Genomic DNA, 15924 nt, shown 5'->3' with positions numbered 1-15924 from the left:
TGGCATCGGGGCCAGCCTGACTTGGGCAGTTGTTCTCTCTAGTCGACAGGTACCCGATCTCGGCTCAAGGGTGGCTGCCATCCCGATCTTGATGTTGGCTTCGACGGGCGCGTCTTTCCTTCTGGCTCGGTTTGCCCGAAGGCGGCTCAGGACAATCGCATCCGCAAAATAACGTACCACAGGCCCAAGTCAGTCGTGGTCGTATTCGGTCAGCCAAGGGTCAGGACCGGATCCGTCGGTCGGGCCCAGACATCGGCTTGGGGCCACAAGGAGACATTGCCAACCAGGCCGCACCTGTGGCTTCTTCAGTGCGAAATAGCTCAAGTCGGTCCCTTTGCGATTGAAACAAAACATGCCAGGACCATCCACAAGAAACATGCGTCAACTGCCTGACGTCTTCTCATTAAAGCGGCTGCTTCAATCAATCGCGATGCTTGATGCAATCATCTGCCCTGAGTGGGCGTACCGTTACTACTCTTTCAACGCAAATTGGGCCACGGAAGAAATGATGGGCTCAATGCGGAATGGCCAAGGCGACGAGTTTTTCGTATTGTTCAATTCTCATGGCGCATTCATCAAAGGCTTTGATCACGAGTCGATGGTAGCGTCGTTAAGATTACCAAGTGAGCAGTTCTATCGCGATCTGCCTCGCCAGTTCGCAGCTTGTTGCAGTGAACCTGCGTTCTCGCCGGAGTATGTCACATTTTGCATGTGGCGTCTTTCTGAAGCGCCTGCGTGGTCCAGTGCAAGAATTGAGCTGGCAGCATCCGGAGACAGCGATGGCTCGGCCCATCTGCTTTCAATGCTTGATTGCTCGCCTGAAACGTACCGGCGATGGGCTGCTGATTACTATCAAAGAGAAGTGCCTCCACAAGCCACGATCGCTGTATACGAGCATCGTGTGCTAACGAATGAAATCGTTGCTGCTATTAATCCAACAATCGATCTAGCTTCACTCGGTGAGGATATAGTCCAGATCGGTTATCCAACTTGAGAAAATCCGTACCGATGAGATGGTAGACGTCCGCTCAGGGTCAAAAGCAGTCTTCCGACGGTCGAACGACTTGCTTCCGGTTGAACCCGGGCCGCAAGATCTGGGATGAATCAATCAGCGACACCGGCAAGGGCTGCGTAGCCATGTCACTGGCTTCCAGCGAGATGCTGACGGAAAAACCTGATCATCTCAGCGTGAAGGTGTTGATGAAAATCGTGACGGTCGAAGCCCGGCGCATCGGTGCAAGCCGACGGGTTACCCTGCGCTTCCTTCGGTGTGCAGGTCGCAAGGAAAGAGAAGTGTTTGGCGTTTGTGACGAAGTGATAATCCGGTCTCGGAAGCCCTTGTTTGATCGCTGCCGCACAGCATCCTGACAGGCCATCGCCGTTCTGAGCAGGATCGGAACTCCACAATTGCACGGGACCGCTACTTCCTTCAGGTTCTTCTCGGGGAACACAAATGCCGGATAAGGATCAACGATGACGGCGGCCCTCACACGCGGATCGGACGTGACTGGCTGACCGGGCGCCTCGCCGTTTTCCAGCTGCTTGCAGGCCAACAGGCTGGACGTCGCGCAATTGGGCAGGCCCTTTCGCAAATCGGGATGACCACCGATGACGGCGAGACCCGTATAGCCGCCAAACGAAAATCCGTAGAGACCGATACGCTGGGCGTCGATGCGCGCCGCGTCGGGCCAGCCATCGAGCATGTAGTCGATCAGCCGCTTGATATCCGCAGGGCGCTCCACCAGCACCGAAAGGCTATCGGTACGGCTGGCGTCGCGCCAGGTGTCACCGGGATGATTGAGTGCAGCGACGACAAAGCCCGCGTCGGCCAAGGCGGCTGCAGTGTCATGGTGGCCGCCGAACCTCGTCTGCCGTGCGATATCACGATGAGGGGAAGCTTTTCCCCTGTCACGGCGCATCCGGGGGCTGCAAGGAAAATGGCACCACGTGCATCCATTTCGCGCGGGGTCTCTGCACAAGGTGTCCAAACGAGCAGCCTGATCGCCGGTCCCATCCCGCCAGCAGGAATGTCGAAATTTTTGACACCCGCCGCGTTCGCCACTGTCAGCTCAAGGACAAAACAGAAAGCAGTTAGCAAAATAACGAGACGCATTCTTGGCTCCTGCGGGAAGAGGGCCTGCACAATGGGGAGTTGAACCAACCGATTATGTCGCCTTCGGGTCAAAAGCGGGATCAGCCGTTGTGGCCGAAGCGCTGGCTCCCCGGCGTCTTCGACGTGCTCGTCGGGCAAATCACCGCCGATCCTGCGCGCAGCCATCGAACTCGCCAAGCGCAGCGCGCGAAACATGCCATGGATGTAGGTCGAAATTCGCTCGTCGGATCAATCCGATGTCGCAGCTCGTCGTTGCCAAGGAAAAAATCACTTTCTTTTTTCCAGAAATCATGCATGATGCACGCATCCTGTCCCGCCGAGAGGGGCGTAGCGCGCGATCGTCACGACACGTGGGGCAGGGATGCGGTGGCCGTGTTGTGTCGCAGCGTGCTCAGCGCATGTGGACGAACGACGCATCACGGACGCGAAGTCGTGTGGTCCTGGCCTCCCGGTGCCGAGGTCAAGTTCGCGACGAGGGCTGATGCCCTCGTGCGAGCGACGGGGTCAATCAGCCGGTCCCCGAGGAGAGCGCGAAGGAAGCGTTAAGACCGCCGCGCAGGGAATGCCGGTTGCTCGGCACCACCTGTGGTACCTGCCGCCTGCATTTTTTTCAGCAGGCGGGCCATGGGTGAGGCCTTCACCCGGCATTCCCTGCGCCCTCTCGAATCCTCGAAGGGCGGTCGATCGCAGGACTCGGGCGTGATCCGCCGCGAGAGTGCGAACGTGCGCGTGGTTGTTTGAAACGTGAATAGCAACTGAGCCGTCTCTCCGTGCTGTCCACGAGTTCGAAGTTTTGTTCCCGTAGGCATGATGAAGTTTCGGCCATTTGGAACCGGAACTGCAGCCGATCCCTTGGTGTTGAACGGCATCTCGAACACACTGGAGGAGAGAGATGATGAGAACCCGTCTTGCCGTTTCGCTGATCGCCACCTCGCTGCTGGCATCGACCGCCGCGTTCGCCCAGTCCACGACCGTCGAAGGTGCCGCCAATGGCGCGGCGGCTGGCGGCGCGGTCGCCGGTCCGGTCGGCGCCATGGTCGGCGGCACGGTCGGTGCGGCCGTTGGCGCCGCGGTGGAGATCCCGAATGCGGTGATCACGTCGATCGATGCCGAGCGTGCGCCCTCGGTCGTGGTGCATGAGCGCGTCGTGGTCGGCGAGCCGCTGCCCGCCACCGTCGAACTGCGTCCGGTACCGCGCTACACCGAGTATCGCTATGCGGTCGTCAACGATCGCCGCGTGATCGTCGATCCGCGCACCCGCCGCGTCATCAAGATCATCGAGTGATCTGACATCATCGCACCGGAAGGCCCCGCCGCAAACCGTGGCGGGGCCTTTCTGCGTTCAGGTGGTCTGGGTGCGGATCTGGCGCGCGAGCCAGTCGAGCGCGGCGGCCAGGCCGAAGCCGATGCAGGCGGTGGTGGCGTCGACGATGAAATCCTCCAGCCGCGCATGACGCCCGGGTGCCAGGAATTGCGCCAGCTCCAGCGCCCCGATCAGGATGACCGCGATCCCTGTGGTCAGCAGCCGATGGCTGCGATAGGCGAGGCCGAAGGCCAGGCCGATCAGGACGAAGGCGAGGGCGTGCTCGCCGTCCTGTCCGAGATGGGAATGCGGCCGGTAGTTCGGCGGGCCCAGCGTCGCGAAGGCGACGGCTGCGGCGAGCAGCCAGGCCGAAAGGCGGAATACGATCTTCATGAGCTCTGCTTAGCACGATCCGGGCTGTGGGCCGGGCTCACAGCGGCTTGAGCCCCTAGTGTAGTTAACGCGGCGCGGGCCGAGGTTCATGGCGTCTCATCTTACCGCGCGGCGCCGTCGCCGGGCTTTTCAGATCGGCTGCCGCACGCCCAACCCCTGCATGAAGCGCTCGCGAATCTGCGCGGGATCGCGCCGGGTGGCGCCGACGCCGGGCTTGTCGTCGATGCGGGCCGCGATCAGCACCGGGCCGGCGGTTCCCAGCGCCAGATCGACGAGGCGTTCGAAATCCTCTTTGTCTGCGGCCCAATGGCTGGCGCCAATGCCGCAGCCGGCGGCAATGGCTGCAATGTCGGCCTGCCGGGCCGAGGTCGGCTGGCTGCCGGTGATCTGGTAGACGCCGTTGTCCATGACGATGATGGCCAAATTTTTCGGCGCCAGCGTCGCAATCGTGGCGAGGCAGCCGAGCTGCATCAGCAGCGAGCCGTCGCCTTCGAGCGCGAACACCCGGCGCTGCGGCTGCGCCAGCGCGACGCCGAGCGCGATCGGGCAGGCCAGCCCCATGCTGCCGAGCATGTAGAAGTTCTGCGGCCGCGGGCCCGCCGCCCACAGATCGAAATTGGTGTTGCCGATGCCGCCGATGACGGCTTCCTCATGCTTGAGCTTCGCAACCAGCCGGCAGGTAAGGTCATGGCGGTTCATGATCTTGGTGTTGAGGATCGGCGCGGTCATGCGAACACCTTTCCGCCGGTGAGCAGCGGGGAGAGGATCAGCGCCACCGGCGCCTGCGTCGCGACCGCCTGCTTGATCGAGCGGTCGACGATGAAGTCGAGCTCGTCGAGCCGCGTCATGGTGTGATGCTCCATCGCCAGCGCATCGAGCACCGGCCGCATGGTCCGGCACACCAGCGACTGGCCGACATTGAATTCGCCGAGCGTGCCGCGCTCCGACACGAGCATGATGAGCGGGATCTGGCAGGGCACGACCAGCGAGGCCAGCACGTTGGGCAAGGTCGCGAAGCCCGAGGTCTGCATCAGGAGCGCGCCGCGCCGCCCGCCCATCCAGGCGCCGGCGAGAATGCCGACCGCTTCCTCCTCGCGCGCGGTCGCAAACGTCGTGAAGAACGGATCGTCGTGCAGGCTCCGGATCAGCGGCGTCAGGACGCGGTCGGGAACGTAGGGGATGAGATCGACGTCGTTGCGCTTGAACGTCTGCAGCACGATCTCGTGCCAATTCGGCACAGCGGCTGCGGATCGCGCCGCGTCGGCATCGGCGGCCATTGCTGTTCCTCCGGTCGTCCCTGATGGGGCCCTGTTTGGTGCCGAGCTTGACGGCACCGGGACGATTGTCAACATGCCGGCCCGGCCGGTCAGGCATCCGCCTTTCAAGTCCGAAATCAAGAACCAAGATACCAGGAGGTCGCCTGTTCATGGCCGCGAATTCCAAGCGCGTCTTCTACGTCAAATATCTCGCGCACCCGATCTTCAGCGAGCTGCTCGCAGGCCGCCCCGACGTCCGGCTCGACCGGCTGGAGAACGAGAGCTCCGAGGCCGAGACGGCGCCGATCCTCGCCGCCGCCCACGCCTACCAGATCGGGGCGGCCCGCGACGAACTCGCGCCGCGCTTCCATGTCGATGCGGAGCTGCTCGCCCGCGCGCCGAACCTCCTGATCGTGTCCAGCAACGGCGCGGGATACGATCCCGTCGATGTCGAGGCCTGCACCGCAGCCGGCGTCCTCGTCGTCAACCAGTCCGGCGGCAACGCGCATTCGGTGGCCGAGCACACGCTCGGCATGATGCTGACCCTGTCGAAGCGCATCATCCAGTCCGACCGCCGGCTGCGCCGGGAGGCGGACGTCAACCGCAACGATCTGATCGGCAACGAGGTGCAGGGGCGGACGATCGGCATCGTCGGACTTGGCAATGTCGGCCGCCGGGTTGCCGAGCTATGTCGCGGCCTCCTCGGCATGACGGTGCTGGCCTATGACCCCTATCTCTCGTCGGAGGAGATCGCGGCCCGCGGCGCGGAGAAGGTGGACCTCCATGACCTGATGCGGCGCTCGGATTTCGTCTCGATCAACTGCCCGCTGACGAGAGACAGCCGCGGCATGATCGGCGCCCGGGAGTTTGCGCTGATGCAGCCGCATGCCTATTTCGTCACCACCGCCCGCGGCTTCATCCACGATGAGGAGGCGCTGTTCGCTGCTCTGAGCGAAAAGCGCATCGCCGGCGCCGGGCTCGACGTCTGGGCCAAGGAGCCGCCGCCGCCGGATCATCCGCTGCTCCAATTCGACAACGTGCTGGCGAGCCCGCACACCGCCGGCGTGACGCGGGAGGCGCGGCAGAACATGGGCCGGATCGCGGCCGAGCAACTGCTCGCCGCGCTCGACGGCGGCCGGCCGCCGCGCCTGATCAATCCCGAGGCCTGGCCGCGCTACAGCGCCCGTTTCCGCGAGGCGTTCGGATTGGCGCCGGGCTAGCCGGGAGAGGGGGAGTTGCGGGGAGAAGATTTCATGCGTCGCAAGCCGCAGGGCGGCAATGAATCTTCTCTCCCGGGCGGCTGCGGCGACGTGGACATTGCTATTTTCTGCGCCGTCTCGACAGCCCGGCGGCGGCTGATCATTTTTCCAGAGGCGCCATGAGCTTAGGCCATTTTTTTCGCTCGGCGCGGAAGGGAAACTGGTCCGATGCGCCGGCTGAACGCCATCCTGAAGTCGACCCATGGCCGCGTCCGTCGCGCCGTGTCGCAGTTCGTCGCGATTGCCGCCGCAAGCCTGCCTTCGGTCGGAGCCTGAGCGCCGGTTCCACGAGCTGCGTCAAATATTTGCGTCGGCCGCTTGATATCGGTCAACAGCGGACGGAGAAGCGCGCTAACATCTCCTCGATCACTGCGTGAGAGGCAGGAGGTTGCATGTCGCGCTACGTCATCCATTTCCTGAAGGACGTGCTGGGCGAGAATGGCCGCCAGTGCGAGATTTGCCAGAGCACGCTGGAGGTTGAGGCCGACAGCGAAGGCGAAGCCGCAGAAATCGCAAAGTCCAGGTTCTGCGAACAGCAGGAGCTGCGCGACTGGTCGCTGCACGCCGACCGCATCGAGGTGAAGGCGGCCGACTTTCCCTCCTGAGCTGCGGCTCAGCGGCTCAGCCCAGCCGGTGCATCGCGGGCCCCGGGGCCGAGCGAGCGCTGCACCATCACGGTGTCGCACCAGCGGCCGTAGCGGTAGGCGACGCCCGGCAGCAGCCCCACTCTGGCGAATCCGAAGCGTTCGTGAATGCCGAGCGAGGCGACGTTGTCGGCGTCGATATAGCCGATCATCTGCCGATATCCCGCCGCGGCGGACGCATCGATCAGCGCCTGCATCAGCAGCCGGCCGACACCACGGCCGAGATGCTCATGGTGGACATAGATCGAATGCTTGACCGCGAACCGATAGGCCGGCCGCTTCCTGAACAGGACGACATAGGCATAGCCCACGACCTCGCCGCGGAATGTCGCAACCAGATGCGGCAGGCGATGATTGCGCAGATTCTTGCGCCGCTGCTTGAGATCGTCCGGCTCCGGCGCGCCGGAACCGGGGGCGCTGTCCTCGACCCCGCGGCGGACGTGCCGCCGGTAGATCGAGAGCATGGCCTCGACATCCTCGTCCCGGGATGGCCTGACGAGGACCGGCGGCTCGGTCTCGCCAGCCGTGATCGCGCTGTCCATGGTTCGAATTACTCTGCGCAGACATAGGTGTGGAGCCGGATCCGGCCGGACTCGTCGAGCTCCTTGTACAGTCCCTGGATCTCGACGTCGAAGCCGGGATAGGCGTTGAACGCCCGCTCGAACATCTTGAGGTAATCGATCATCGGCTGGGCGCGCGCGGAGAGCCGCTCGCCCGGAACGATGGTAGCGATGCCCGGCGGATAGACCACGAACGGCGTCGTCGCAACGCGCCCGGCGATCTGGTCGATCGGCAGGTAATCGACCTCGTTGCGCATCAGTGCACGCGCTGCCTCGCGCGGCGACATCGCGATCTCCGGCAAATGCTGCGGCTGGAACTGCTTTGCCTGCAGCGCGCTCACCTCGGCCTCGCGATAGAACCGATGCATCTCGCCGCAGAGGTCGCGCAGCCGCAGCTTGCCGTAGCGCGCAAAGCGCTTCCGGGTGAACTCCGGAATGGCGTCCTCCAGCAGCACGTTGTCATCGTGGAGCCGCTTGAAGGCGACCAGGCCGCTGATCAGGGTTCCGGCCTTGCTGGCCTCGACACCCGGCGTCAGCAGGAACAGCAGCGAGTTGAGGTCGTTCTTCTCCGCCACGATGCGGTTCTCGCGCAGATATTGGGCGACGATCGGCGCCGGGATGCCGTGGTCGGCATAGCCGCCGGTGGCGCGATCAAAGCCTGGGGTCAGCAGGGTCAGCTTGTTCGGATCGGTCATGGTGAAGCCGGCGGCGAGATCCGGAAAGCCGTGCCATGCGGCCCCGGGCGCGAGCTGCCAGAGGGACGCGTCGGTCGCGAGCTGGTCGGTCGAGATCGCCTCCCAGGCCACATCGTGGCTGGCTCCGGGATTGGCCGCATCGGGAATCGAGACGCGATCCGGCACGAACGGCTCGAAGAACCAGCGCCGTGCCGGATCCTTCTCCTTCTCCTCGAATTCCCTGCGCATCGCCCGGATCTTCTTGCGCAATTCGATGCCGAGCCGGATCGTGTCGTCCCACAGCACCTCGCCGGAGCGGCCCTTCATCATCTGCGCGCCGACGTCCAGCGAGGCGAACAGCGGGTAGAACGGCGATGTCGAGGCGTGCTGCATGAAGCTCTCGTTGAAGCGCCGATGCTCGATCCGCCGCCGCTGCCCCTTGATGTGGCGGTCCTTGACGTGGATCTGCGAGGCCTGGGAGAAGCTCGCGAGCTGCTTGTGGGTCGATTGCGTGGCGATGATGCCTGGTGCGTCGGGTCCGAGATCGCCGAGGCCCATGGCGAAGCGGCCGGCATAGAGCGGGTGGAACTTCATGAACCCCGCCCAGGCCTCGTCGAACATGATGTAGTCGCAGAGGTGGCCGATCCGCTTCAGGATCATCTCGGCGCTGTGGATCGTGCCGTCATAGGTGCACTGCTCGACCACCGCGACGCGGAACGGCCGCTCCTTGCGCCAGGCGTCGGGGTCCTTCACCAGCGGGTTGTCGCGGATTTGTTGCCGCAGGTGCTGCTCGTCGAGCAGGTCCCAGCGCATCGGGCCGATCAGGCCCCAGGGGTTGCGAACTGTCGGGACGTAGATCGGGACGCCGCCCGAGATGAGCAGCGCACCATGATGGGCCGCCTTGTGGTTGTTGCGGTCGAACAGCACGAGGTCACCATCGGTGACCAGCGCGCCCAACACGACCTTGTTGGAGGTCGAGGTGCCGTTGAGGACGAAATAGGTCTTCTCGGCGCCAAAGATTTGCGCCGCTTCCTTCTGCGCGCGCAGCGCCGGTCCCTCATGGGTCAGGAGATCACCGAGATCGAGCACGGAATTGTCAAGGTCGTCGCGGAATACGGCTTCGCCGAGATGCTCGACGAAGATCCGGCCGATCGGGCTGCGGCTGTAGAACACGCCGCCATTGTGGCCGGGACAGGTCCAGAGCTGGTTGCCTTCCTCGGCATAGTCGACCAGCGTGCCGAAGAACGGCGTCTTCAGCGTCTCCGCGTATTGCTTCAGCCGGCTGATCAGGTTCTTGGCGATGAAGGCGGGCGTCTCCTCCGACAGGAAGACATAGCCGTCGATGAAGTCGAGCACCTCGACCGGCAGATCCTCGAACCGCTTGCGGCGGATCAGGAGGATGATCGGGAAGTCCAGTCCGCGCCGGCGCATCAGATTGATCAGCGACGCCGTCTTGCCCTCCAGTCCCTTCTTGCCCCAGTCGACGACCATGCAGCCGATCGCGGCGTCCGTCTGCACCGCGATCTCGGCGTCCTCCAGCTTGCGGGCGCGCACCACCTCGAAGCCCGAGCGCTGGATCTCCTCGATGATCTGGTTGAAGCGGACGCCGGCGAGATCGTCGGTCTCGAACACGGGCGCGGCGAACAGGAAGGTGAAGCGGCGGAAGTAATCCATGAGCGTCTTTCGGGCTGGGTGGGGCAGCCACCTGTCGTCACGTTCGATGACGGTTCGATGACAATTGGGCGCCTCACGGAGCTTGTCTCGGCCGTCTCGCGGTGGCAATCGTCCCGAACCCGAGTGACGCTGAAAGGATCCGCGGTGCTTCCTGAATGGATCAGCCTTGATTGTGCGGCCCCGTCCGAACTCCATCGGCAGGCGGCGCTGGAACGCCAGGCGCAGTTGACCAAGCCGTTTGGCGCCCTTGGGCGATTGGAGCAGGTGGCGGTCGAACTGGCGGCGCTGCAGGCCCTGGAACGGCCGGGGGCCGACAGGGTCCCGGTGGTGCTGTTCGCAGGGGATCACGGCATCGCGGCGCAGGGCGTGTCGGCCTATCCGCCGGAAGTGACGGTGCAGATGCTGCACAACTTCGCGGCCGGTGGTGCGGCGATCTCGGTGCTGGCGCGCAGTCTGGGCTGCCCGCTTGAGGTGGTCGACGTCGGGACGCTGGCGCATGAGCCGGTGCCCGGCGTCGTCGTCGACAAGCCGCGGCGCGGCACCCGCGATTTCAGCACCGAGGCGGCGCTGACGCCGGAGGAGGTTGCGTTCGCGGCCGAAGCCGGACGGCGGGCGGTGCTGCGGCAGGCCGATCACGCGCCGCAACTCGTGATCTTCGGCGAGATGGGGATCGGTAATACAACGTCGGCGGCGGCGATCGCCGCCGCGCTGCTGTCCTGTGCGCCTGTCGACACCGTCGGCAGCGGCACCGGGCTCGACGCCGACGGGCGGGCCAGGAAGGCCGCGGTGATCGTCGACGCATTGCGGCGACACGGGCTCACGGCGGGAGCGGCCGTCGCGGACATCCTGAAAGCGGTCGGCGGCTTCGAGATCATCGCGATGGCCGGCGCGATCGTCGCCGCCGCGCAGCGGCGCTGGCCGGTGCTGGTCGACGGCTTCATCGTCTCGGTCGCGGCGCTGGTTGCCGTCCGCCTCAATCCGTCCTGCCGTGCGTGGCTGCTGTTCTCGCATCGCTCGGCCGAACGCGGCCACGCCATTGTGCTCGACGCGCTCGGCGCGCGTCCTCTGATCGACCTCGATCTGCGGCTCGGCGAGGCCTCCGGCGCCGCCACCGCGCTGCCGATCATCCGGCTGGCTTGTGCGCTTCACGGGGGCATGGCGACCTTCGCGGAGGCCGCTGTATCAGGAGCCAAGCCCTGATGCGGATCGATCTGCTGCGGCACGGGACGACGGGGCGGGACGGCCATCTCGACGGCCGTACCGACCCGCCGCTCAGCGACCTCGGCTGGGACCAATTCCGGCGGCAGACGCAGAGCCGGATCTGGCGCAGCGTTGTCAGCTCGCCGTTGGCGCGCGCACGTGCGGCGGCGGAGGACTATGCGCGACAGGCCGGCTGCGCGCTGGACATCGATGCGGACTGGAGCGAGCTCGATTTCGGGCACTGGGACGGGCGAAGCCGCCGTGACCTCGCCGCCGAGCCCGGGGGGAAAGGTTTGCTCGACGCCTTTCATGCTGATCCCACAGTCCGGGCACCGGGCGGTGAGAGCTGGGTCGATCTGCGAGCGCGTGTCACGCGCGCGACTGATCGCATTCTGGCAAAGTCCGGGCCTGCGCCGGTTCTGGTGGTGACGCATGGCGGCGCCGTGCGTGCCGCGCTGTCGCATCTGCTCGGCTGGCCGCTGCGCCAGCTATGGAGCCTGCGTATCTGTCCCGGCACGCGGATCACACTCGAAGCCGGGCAGGGCGATGATGGTGTAGCTTGGGGCGAAATCGTCGAGATCATTCAGCCATGACGCTTCGTGAATTCTGGATTGCATTGCAGTTCCTGACGCGGCTGCCGACCCCACGCGTCGCGGAGTCGCGACCGGACGATCTTGCGCGGGCGTCGGTCTGGTTTCCGGCCGCGGGACTGGTGATTGGCGCCTGTCTGGCGCTGATCGCCCGCCTTTTTCATGAGGCCGATCCGTGGATCGTCGCGCTGGCCGTGCTGGTCGCCTGGATCTGGATCACCGGCGCGCTGCATCTCGATGGGCTCGGCGACGTCGCTGATGCGTTCGGCGCCGCGCATGGCAAGCCTGAACGCTTCATCGCCGTGCTCGGCGATCCCCATGCCGGCAGCTTCGCCGTGGTCGCGATATCGCTTCAGATCGCCGCCAAGCTGGTGCTGATCGCCGAGCTGGCCACGGGCCCGACGGCCTGGGTGCTGCTGCTGATCCCGGCTTGGGCACGGCTGGGAACGCTGGTCTGCACCAAGACGCTGCTGTCGCTGAAGCCGGGGCTCGGCGCGAGCGTCGCGAACAGCGTCGGTTGGAATGTCATTATCGCGTGGGGCGGCGTGCTCGTGATCGCCGCGCTGGCCGGCGCGGTCCCGACGCTGCTCGCCATCGTGCTCCTGCCGGCGGTCGCATTCTATTGGCAATGGCGGCTCGGCGGCATCACTGGTGATTGCCATGGCGCTAGCATCGAGGTCACGGAAACACTGCTGCTTGCCGCCTGCGTGCTCGGCTAGAAGGCGCCGCCGAGCGCCTGCGCCAGCCGCTGCCACTCGGACTCGTCGCCTGGCAGGCCGAAGCGCAGCCAGTTTGGCTGAGCCGGAAAACGCCGGACGTGGATGCCGTGCCGGGCGAGCCGCTCGGCCAATGCGGCAGCATTCGCGTTCTCGACCAGCCTGAACAGGGGTGTTCCGCCAAGAGCCCTGGAACCGAGGCTGTGAATTTGGCAGCCGGACGCGGTCAGCATCGTATCGAGCCGTTGTCCGTCGGACACCAGCCTCACGCGTGCGTCCCGCAGCCATTGGTCGTCAGCCAGAGCAATCGAACCTATCGCAAGCGCAGGTCCAGACACGGCCCATGGACCCAGCGCACGGCGCAATTGATCGGCCAGGTCCTGGGAAGTTATGGCAAAGCCGAGCCTCAATCCTGCCAGGCCGTAAGCCTTTCCGAACGATCGCAACACCAGAGTGGCTGGTGGCAAGTTCGGAATCAGGCTCGCCTCCACGGGACAGAAATCAGCAAAAGCTTCGTCTACCACAAGCAGGCCGTTGCGACGCGCGAGCGTCACGCCGAGCAAGTGGAGCGTGGCGCGTGGCAGCAATCGTCCAGTGGGATTGTTCGGGTTGACCACAATGGCGACGTCTGCTTCCGCCAGCGCATCGACCTTGTCGACCAAACGCACTCGGTGACCGCAGCGGCGCCAGCAGAGCTCATGTTCTTCGTAGGTCGGCGCAAACACAGCGACCGAACTTGAAGCGCGCAGGCGCGGCAGAATCTGCAGCAGCGCTTGGGTGCCTGCGGCCACAACAATCGATGCGGGTGTCTGCAGGCGGTACCGTGCAGCGGCAACGGACAGCAGCGCGTCCTCGTCGGGCTTGCTGGGCAACCGTGTCCAGCTCTCAGCCGGGACCGTCGGCACGGGGTAAGGGATCGGATTGATGCCGGTCGACAGATCGATCCACGGCAGCGGTGCGTCCGGGTAGAGACGGCTGACCGCAGCGAGATCGCCGCCGTGAAGGATCGCTTCCGGCTCATCCTTATGCGTGCTAGTCGCTCTGTCGTCCATCTCGTTCCTTTACATGCCTTTCCTTCAGCGGAGATCGATGTTCGTCTCTCTCGCGCTCACGGCGCTCCTCGTCGAGGCGGCGGTCGGCTATCCCCAGGTGCTGGTGCAGCGGATCGGACATCCCGTGATGTGGATGGGCGCGCTGATAGCATGGGGGGACCGCCGCTGGAACAGGGCAGCAGACAGCTTTGCCGCACGACGCGCGCGCGGCATTGCGCTCGTGTGCCTGCTCGTCGTCGGGATGATGGCCACCGGCCTCATTGCAACATGGGTCGTGCAGGCGCTCGTCGGCGAGCCGGTTGCAACCATCATCCTTGGTGTGGCGGCAAGCAGCCTGCTGGCCCAGCGCAGTCTCGATACGCATGTCGCCGCGGTCGCAGAGGGGTTGGAGCAGCAGGGACTCGACGGCGGCCGCCGGGCCGTGGCGATGATCGTCGGCCGCGATCCCGAGCGGCTGGATGAAGCCGGCGTCGCGCGGGCTGCGGTCGAGAGCCTGGCTGAGAACTTCTCCGATGGTATCGTTGCGCCGCTGTTCTGGCTCGTCTTCGGCGGTCTTCCAGGCATCCTGATCTACAAGACTCTCAACACCGCCGACAGCATGATCGGTCATCTCTCTGACCGTCACCGCGCATTCGGCTGGGCGGCGGCGCGGCTCGATGATCTCGTCAACTTGCCGGCCTCGCGCCTGTCCGCGCTGTGGATCGCAGCCGCTGCGGTCTGCATCCCCAACGCCTCGGCTTCGGCCGCACTGCGAGACGTTGCACGCGATGCATCGAAGCATCGTTCGCCCAATGCCGGCTGGCCGGAAGCGGCGATGGCCGGTGCGCTTGGATTGCGCCTGGCAGGACCGCGCGTCTATCACGGGCATCTCGTCACCGACGCCTGGATGGGAGACGGGCGCGCCGATCTCGACGCGTCCGACATCCGGCGCGCCTTGCGGCTGTATCGGCTAGCGTGTCTGGTTCAGGCCGTGGTCGTCGCAGGACTCGTCCTGGTCAGGATCGTGTAGCCGCCTCCGGTGGTGCGGGCTGGCTGGCCAGCGCGAGGATGCGGTCGACGTCGACGTGGCGTTCAAGATGCGCCGCGAATGCATCCAACGTCGTGTCCACATCGGTCTCATAGGAGAGGCCGCTCGTCGTCGAGCCGAGGCCGCGCAGCCAGTGGCTACGCAGGCCGTCGTCGGCGAACAGGCCATGTACGTAGCAGCCGGCAACCAGGCCATCGGCCGTGACGGCACCATCGCGCCGGCCATCGGAGAAGGTCAGGAAGGGGCGCTGTGTCGCCAGTCCCTCGGTGCGGCCGATATGCATCTCGTAGCCGTGAAACGACAATTGACCGTCCATCAGCGTGCCCTGGACCTCGCGCAACGCCTTGTCGTCGGTCAGGGTCGTTTCGACGTCAAGCAGCCCAAGTCCCGTGACGGAACCAGATGCCCCCTCGTGTCCGTCGGGATCGCTGATCATGCGTCCGAGCATCTGATAGCCGCCGCAGATGCCGAGCACGCGGCCGCCGCGGCGCAGATGCGCGATGAGATCGATGTCCCAGCGGGCGTCACGCAGGGCGCTGAGATCGGCGATCGTCGCCTTCGAGCCCGGCAGGATCACGATGGATGCGTCGCCGGGAATCGGCGTGCCCGGCCGCAGGAACTGCAGATCGATTCCGTCCTCCAGCCGCAACGGATCGAACTCGTCGAAATTGGAGATGCGCGGATAGGCGAGGATGACGACCTTCGGCCTGCGTCCTTCCGATGATCCGCGTTCAGCCAGTCCGAGCGCATCCTCGGCGGGCAGGCGGCGCGCATCGGAAAAATGCGGAATGAGCCCGAGCGACGTCCAGCCCGTCCGCTGCGCGATCTCGTTGATGCCCGACGCGAATAACGCCGGATCGCCGCGGAACTTGTTGACGAGGAAACCCGCGATGCGTGCGGCATCCGCGGGCGCGATCACCGCCTGGGTGCCGACCAGGCTCGCAATGACGCCGCCGCGGTCGATGTCGCCGATCAGCACCACCGGAATCTGCACCGCCTGGGCAAAACCCATGTTGGCGATATCGCCGGCGCGCAGGTTGATCTCGGAGGCGGAGCCGGCGCCTTCGACCAGCACGATGTCGGCATCGGCAGCCAGATGGTGAAAGCTCTCGAGCACCGTATTCATCAATTGCGGCTTCATCGCCTGATAGGCCGATGCCTTGGCGTTGCCGATCACGCGGCCCTGCACCACGACCTGCGACCCGATCTCGCTCTGCGGCTTCAGCAGCACCGGGTTCATGTGCACCGTCATCGGCCGCCGCGCCGCGCGCGCCTGCAGCGCCTGGGCGCGGCCGATCTCGCCGCCATCCGTGGTGACGGCGGCGTTGTTCGACATGTTCTGCGGCTTGAACGGCGCCACTTTCAGGCCGCGCAAGGTCAGCGCACGCGCGAGCCCAGCGACGATCAGCGATTTGCCGACGTCGGAGCCGGTGCCCTGGAACATGATGGCGCGCGCGCTCATG

Annotated in this window: 18 protein-coding genes; 9 read left to right on the top strand and 9 right to left on the bottom strand. The window is 65.2% G+C overall.

The annotated features are described in order from the left end of the window. Positions 1-352 precede the first annotated feature (352 nt). Positions 353-994: a hypothetical protein gene (locus tag ACQR1F_RS28935; RefSeq protein WP_315805108.1), complete on the top strand. Its 642-nt coding sequence runs from the start codon at positions 353-355 to the stop codon at positions 992-994. A gap of 184 nt (positions 995-1178) precedes the next feature. On the opposite strand, the gene ACQR1F_RS28930 is transcribed toward ACQR1F_RS28935, so the two are convergent. Beyond that, positions 1179-1832 carry an alpha/beta hydrolase family protein gene (locus tag ACQR1F_RS28930; protein WP_434885316.1) on the bottom strand — a complete coding sequence of 218 codons (654 nt, stop codon included), beginning with the start codon at positions 1830-1832 and terminating at the stop codon, positions 1179-1181. A gap of 361 nt (positions 1833-2193) precedes the next feature. Next, the gene (locus tag ACQR1F_RS28925; protein WP_434885317.1) at positions 2194-2409 is read right to left on the bottom strand and encodes a hypothetical protein; all 216 of its coding nucleotides are present in this window, start codon (positions 2407-2409) and stop codon (positions 2194-2196) included. A gap of 599 nt (positions 2410-3008) precedes the next feature. On the opposite strand from ACQR1F_RS28925, the gene ACQR1F_RS28920 reads away from it, so the two are divergent. Next, positions 3009-3398 carry a DUF1236 domain-containing protein gene (locus tag ACQR1F_RS28920; protein ID WP_315805169.1) on the top strand — a complete coding sequence of 130 codons (390 nt, stop codon included), beginning with the start codon at positions 3009-3011 and terminating at the stop codon, positions 3396-3398. A 57-nt stretch (positions 3399-3455) separates the two neighbouring features. Here the strand turns inward: ACQR1F_RS28920 and ACQR1F_RS28915 are convergent, their stop codons facing one another. From ACQR1F_RS28915 to ACQR1F_RS28905, 3 genes are all read right to left on the bottom strand, one after another. Then, complete coding sequence (locus ACQR1F_RS28915; RefSeq protein WP_316218496.1) at positions 3456-3809, bottom strand: VanZ family protein; 354 nt, start codon at positions 3807-3809, stop codon at positions 3456-3458. A gap of 129 nt (positions 3810-3938) precedes the next feature. Further along, positions 3939-4538: a thiamine pyrophosphate-dependent enzyme gene (locus ACQR1F_RS28910; RefSeq protein WP_434914317.1), complete on the bottom strand. Its 600-nt coding sequence runs from the start codon at positions 4536-4538 to the stop codon at positions 3939-3941. Continuing rightward, a complete protein-coding gene (locus ACQR1F_RS28905; protein WP_316218495.1) occupies positions 4535-5086 on the bottom strand; it encodes a thiamine pyrophosphate-binding protein in 552 nt (183 codons plus the stop codon). The genes ACQR1F_RS28910 and ACQR1F_RS28905 overlap by 4 nt, the downstream gene beginning before the upstream one ends. 149 nt (positions 5087-5235) lie before the next feature. On the opposite strand from ACQR1F_RS28905, the gene ACQR1F_RS28900 reads away from it, so the two are divergent. The 3 genes from ACQR1F_RS28900 to ACQR1F_RS28890 all read left to right on the top strand — a co-directional run bounded on the left by ACQR1F_RS28900 (position 5236) and on the right by ACQR1F_RS28890 (position 6929). Further along, entirely contained in the window at positions 5236-6285 is a 1050-nt protein-coding gene (locus tag ACQR1F_RS28900; RefSeq protein WP_434914316.1) for a hydroxyacid dehydrogenase, read from the top strand. A gap of 33 nt (positions 6286-6318) precedes the next feature. Further along, positions 6319-6447, top strand: a complete 129-nt coding sequence (locus tag ACQR1F_RS28895) for a hypothetical protein (RefSeq protein ID WP_434914315.1) — start codon at positions 6319-6321, stop codon at positions 6445-6447. A 269-nt stretch (positions 6448-6716) separates the two neighbouring features. Further along, positions 6717-6929 (top strand): hypothetical protein, encoded by a 213-nt coding sequence (locus ACQR1F_RS28890; protein WP_315805115.1) that lies wholly within the window; start codon positions 6717-6719, stop codon positions 6927-6929. An 8-nt stretch (positions 6930-6937) separates the two neighbouring features. Here ACQR1F_RS28890 and ACQR1F_RS28885 read toward each other — a convergent pair whose 3' ends face one another. Together ACQR1F_RS28885 and ACQR1F_RS28880 are read right to left on the bottom strand one after the other, a co-directional pair. Next, positions 6938-7510, bottom strand: a complete 573-nt coding sequence (locus ACQR1F_RS28885) for a GNAT family N-acetyltransferase (protein WP_434914314.1) — start codon at positions 7508-7510, stop codon at positions 6938-6940. Between the two features lie 8 nt (positions 7511-7518). After that, entirely contained in the window at positions 7519-9876 is a 2358-nt protein-coding gene (locus ACQR1F_RS28880; protein WP_316218493.1) for an Orn/Lys/Arg decarboxylase N-terminal domain-containing protein, read from the bottom strand. Between the two features lie 144 nt (positions 9877-10020). On the opposite strand from ACQR1F_RS28880, the gene cobT reads away from it, so the two are divergent. From cobT to cobS, 3 genes are read left to right on the top strand one after another with little or no spacing between them, the layout of a single operon-like run. Next, positions 10021-11076 carry a nicotinate-nucleotide--dimethylbenzimidazole phosphoribosyltransferase gene (gene cobT, locus ACQR1F_RS28875; protein WP_434914313.1) on the top strand — a complete coding sequence of 352 codons (1056 nt, stop codon included), beginning with the start codon at positions 10021-10023 and terminating at the stop codon, positions 11074-11076. Beyond that, a complete protein-coding gene (locus ACQR1F_RS28870) occupies positions 11076-11669 on the top strand; it encodes a histidine phosphatase family protein (protein WP_316218491.1) in 594 nt (197 codons plus the stop codon). Before cobT ends, ACQR1F_RS28870 begins: the two co-directional genes overlap by 1 nt. Further along, on the top strand, positions 11666-12385 hold the full coding sequence (gene cobS / locus ACQR1F_RS28865) for an adenosylcobinamide-GDP ribazoletransferase (protein WP_316182763.1): 720 nt from the start codon (positions 11666-11668) through the stop codon (positions 12383-12385). Before ACQR1F_RS28870 ends, cobS begins: the two co-directional genes overlap by 4 nt. Here the strand turns inward: cobS and cobD are convergent. Continuing rightward, positions 12382-13434: a threonine-phosphate decarboxylase CobD gene (cobD, locus tag ACQR1F_RS28860; RefSeq protein WP_434914312.1), complete on the bottom strand. Its 1053-nt coding sequence runs from the start codon at positions 13432-13434 to the stop codon at positions 12382-12384. The two genes, cobS and cobD, sit on opposite strands and share 4 nt — an antisense overlap. Before the next feature lie 37 nt (positions 13435-13471). Between cobD and cbiB the strand changes: the two genes are divergently transcribed. After that, entirely contained in the window at positions 13472-14443 is a 972-nt protein-coding gene (gene cbiB / locus ACQR1F_RS28855) for an adenosylcobinamide-phosphate synthase CbiB (protein WP_434914311.1), read from the top strand. On the opposite strand, the gene ACQR1F_RS28850 is transcribed toward cbiB, so the two are convergent. After that, entirely contained in the window at positions 14430-15923 is a 1494-nt protein-coding gene (locus ACQR1F_RS28850; protein ID WP_434914310.1) for a cobyric acid synthase, read from the bottom strand. The genes cbiB and ACQR1F_RS28850 overlap by 14 nt on opposite strands. Between the last annotated feature and the right edge of the window lies 1 nt (position 15924).

It is taken from the genome of Bradyrhizobium sp. HKCCYLS3013, from assembly GCF_051167615.1.
Lineage (GTDB): Bacteria > Pseudomonadota > Alphaproteobacteria > Rhizobiales > Xanthobacteraceae > Bradyrhizobium.
Note: the sequence above shows the minus strand (reverse complement) of the source record. Positions and strands in the feature narration are given on the sequence as shown.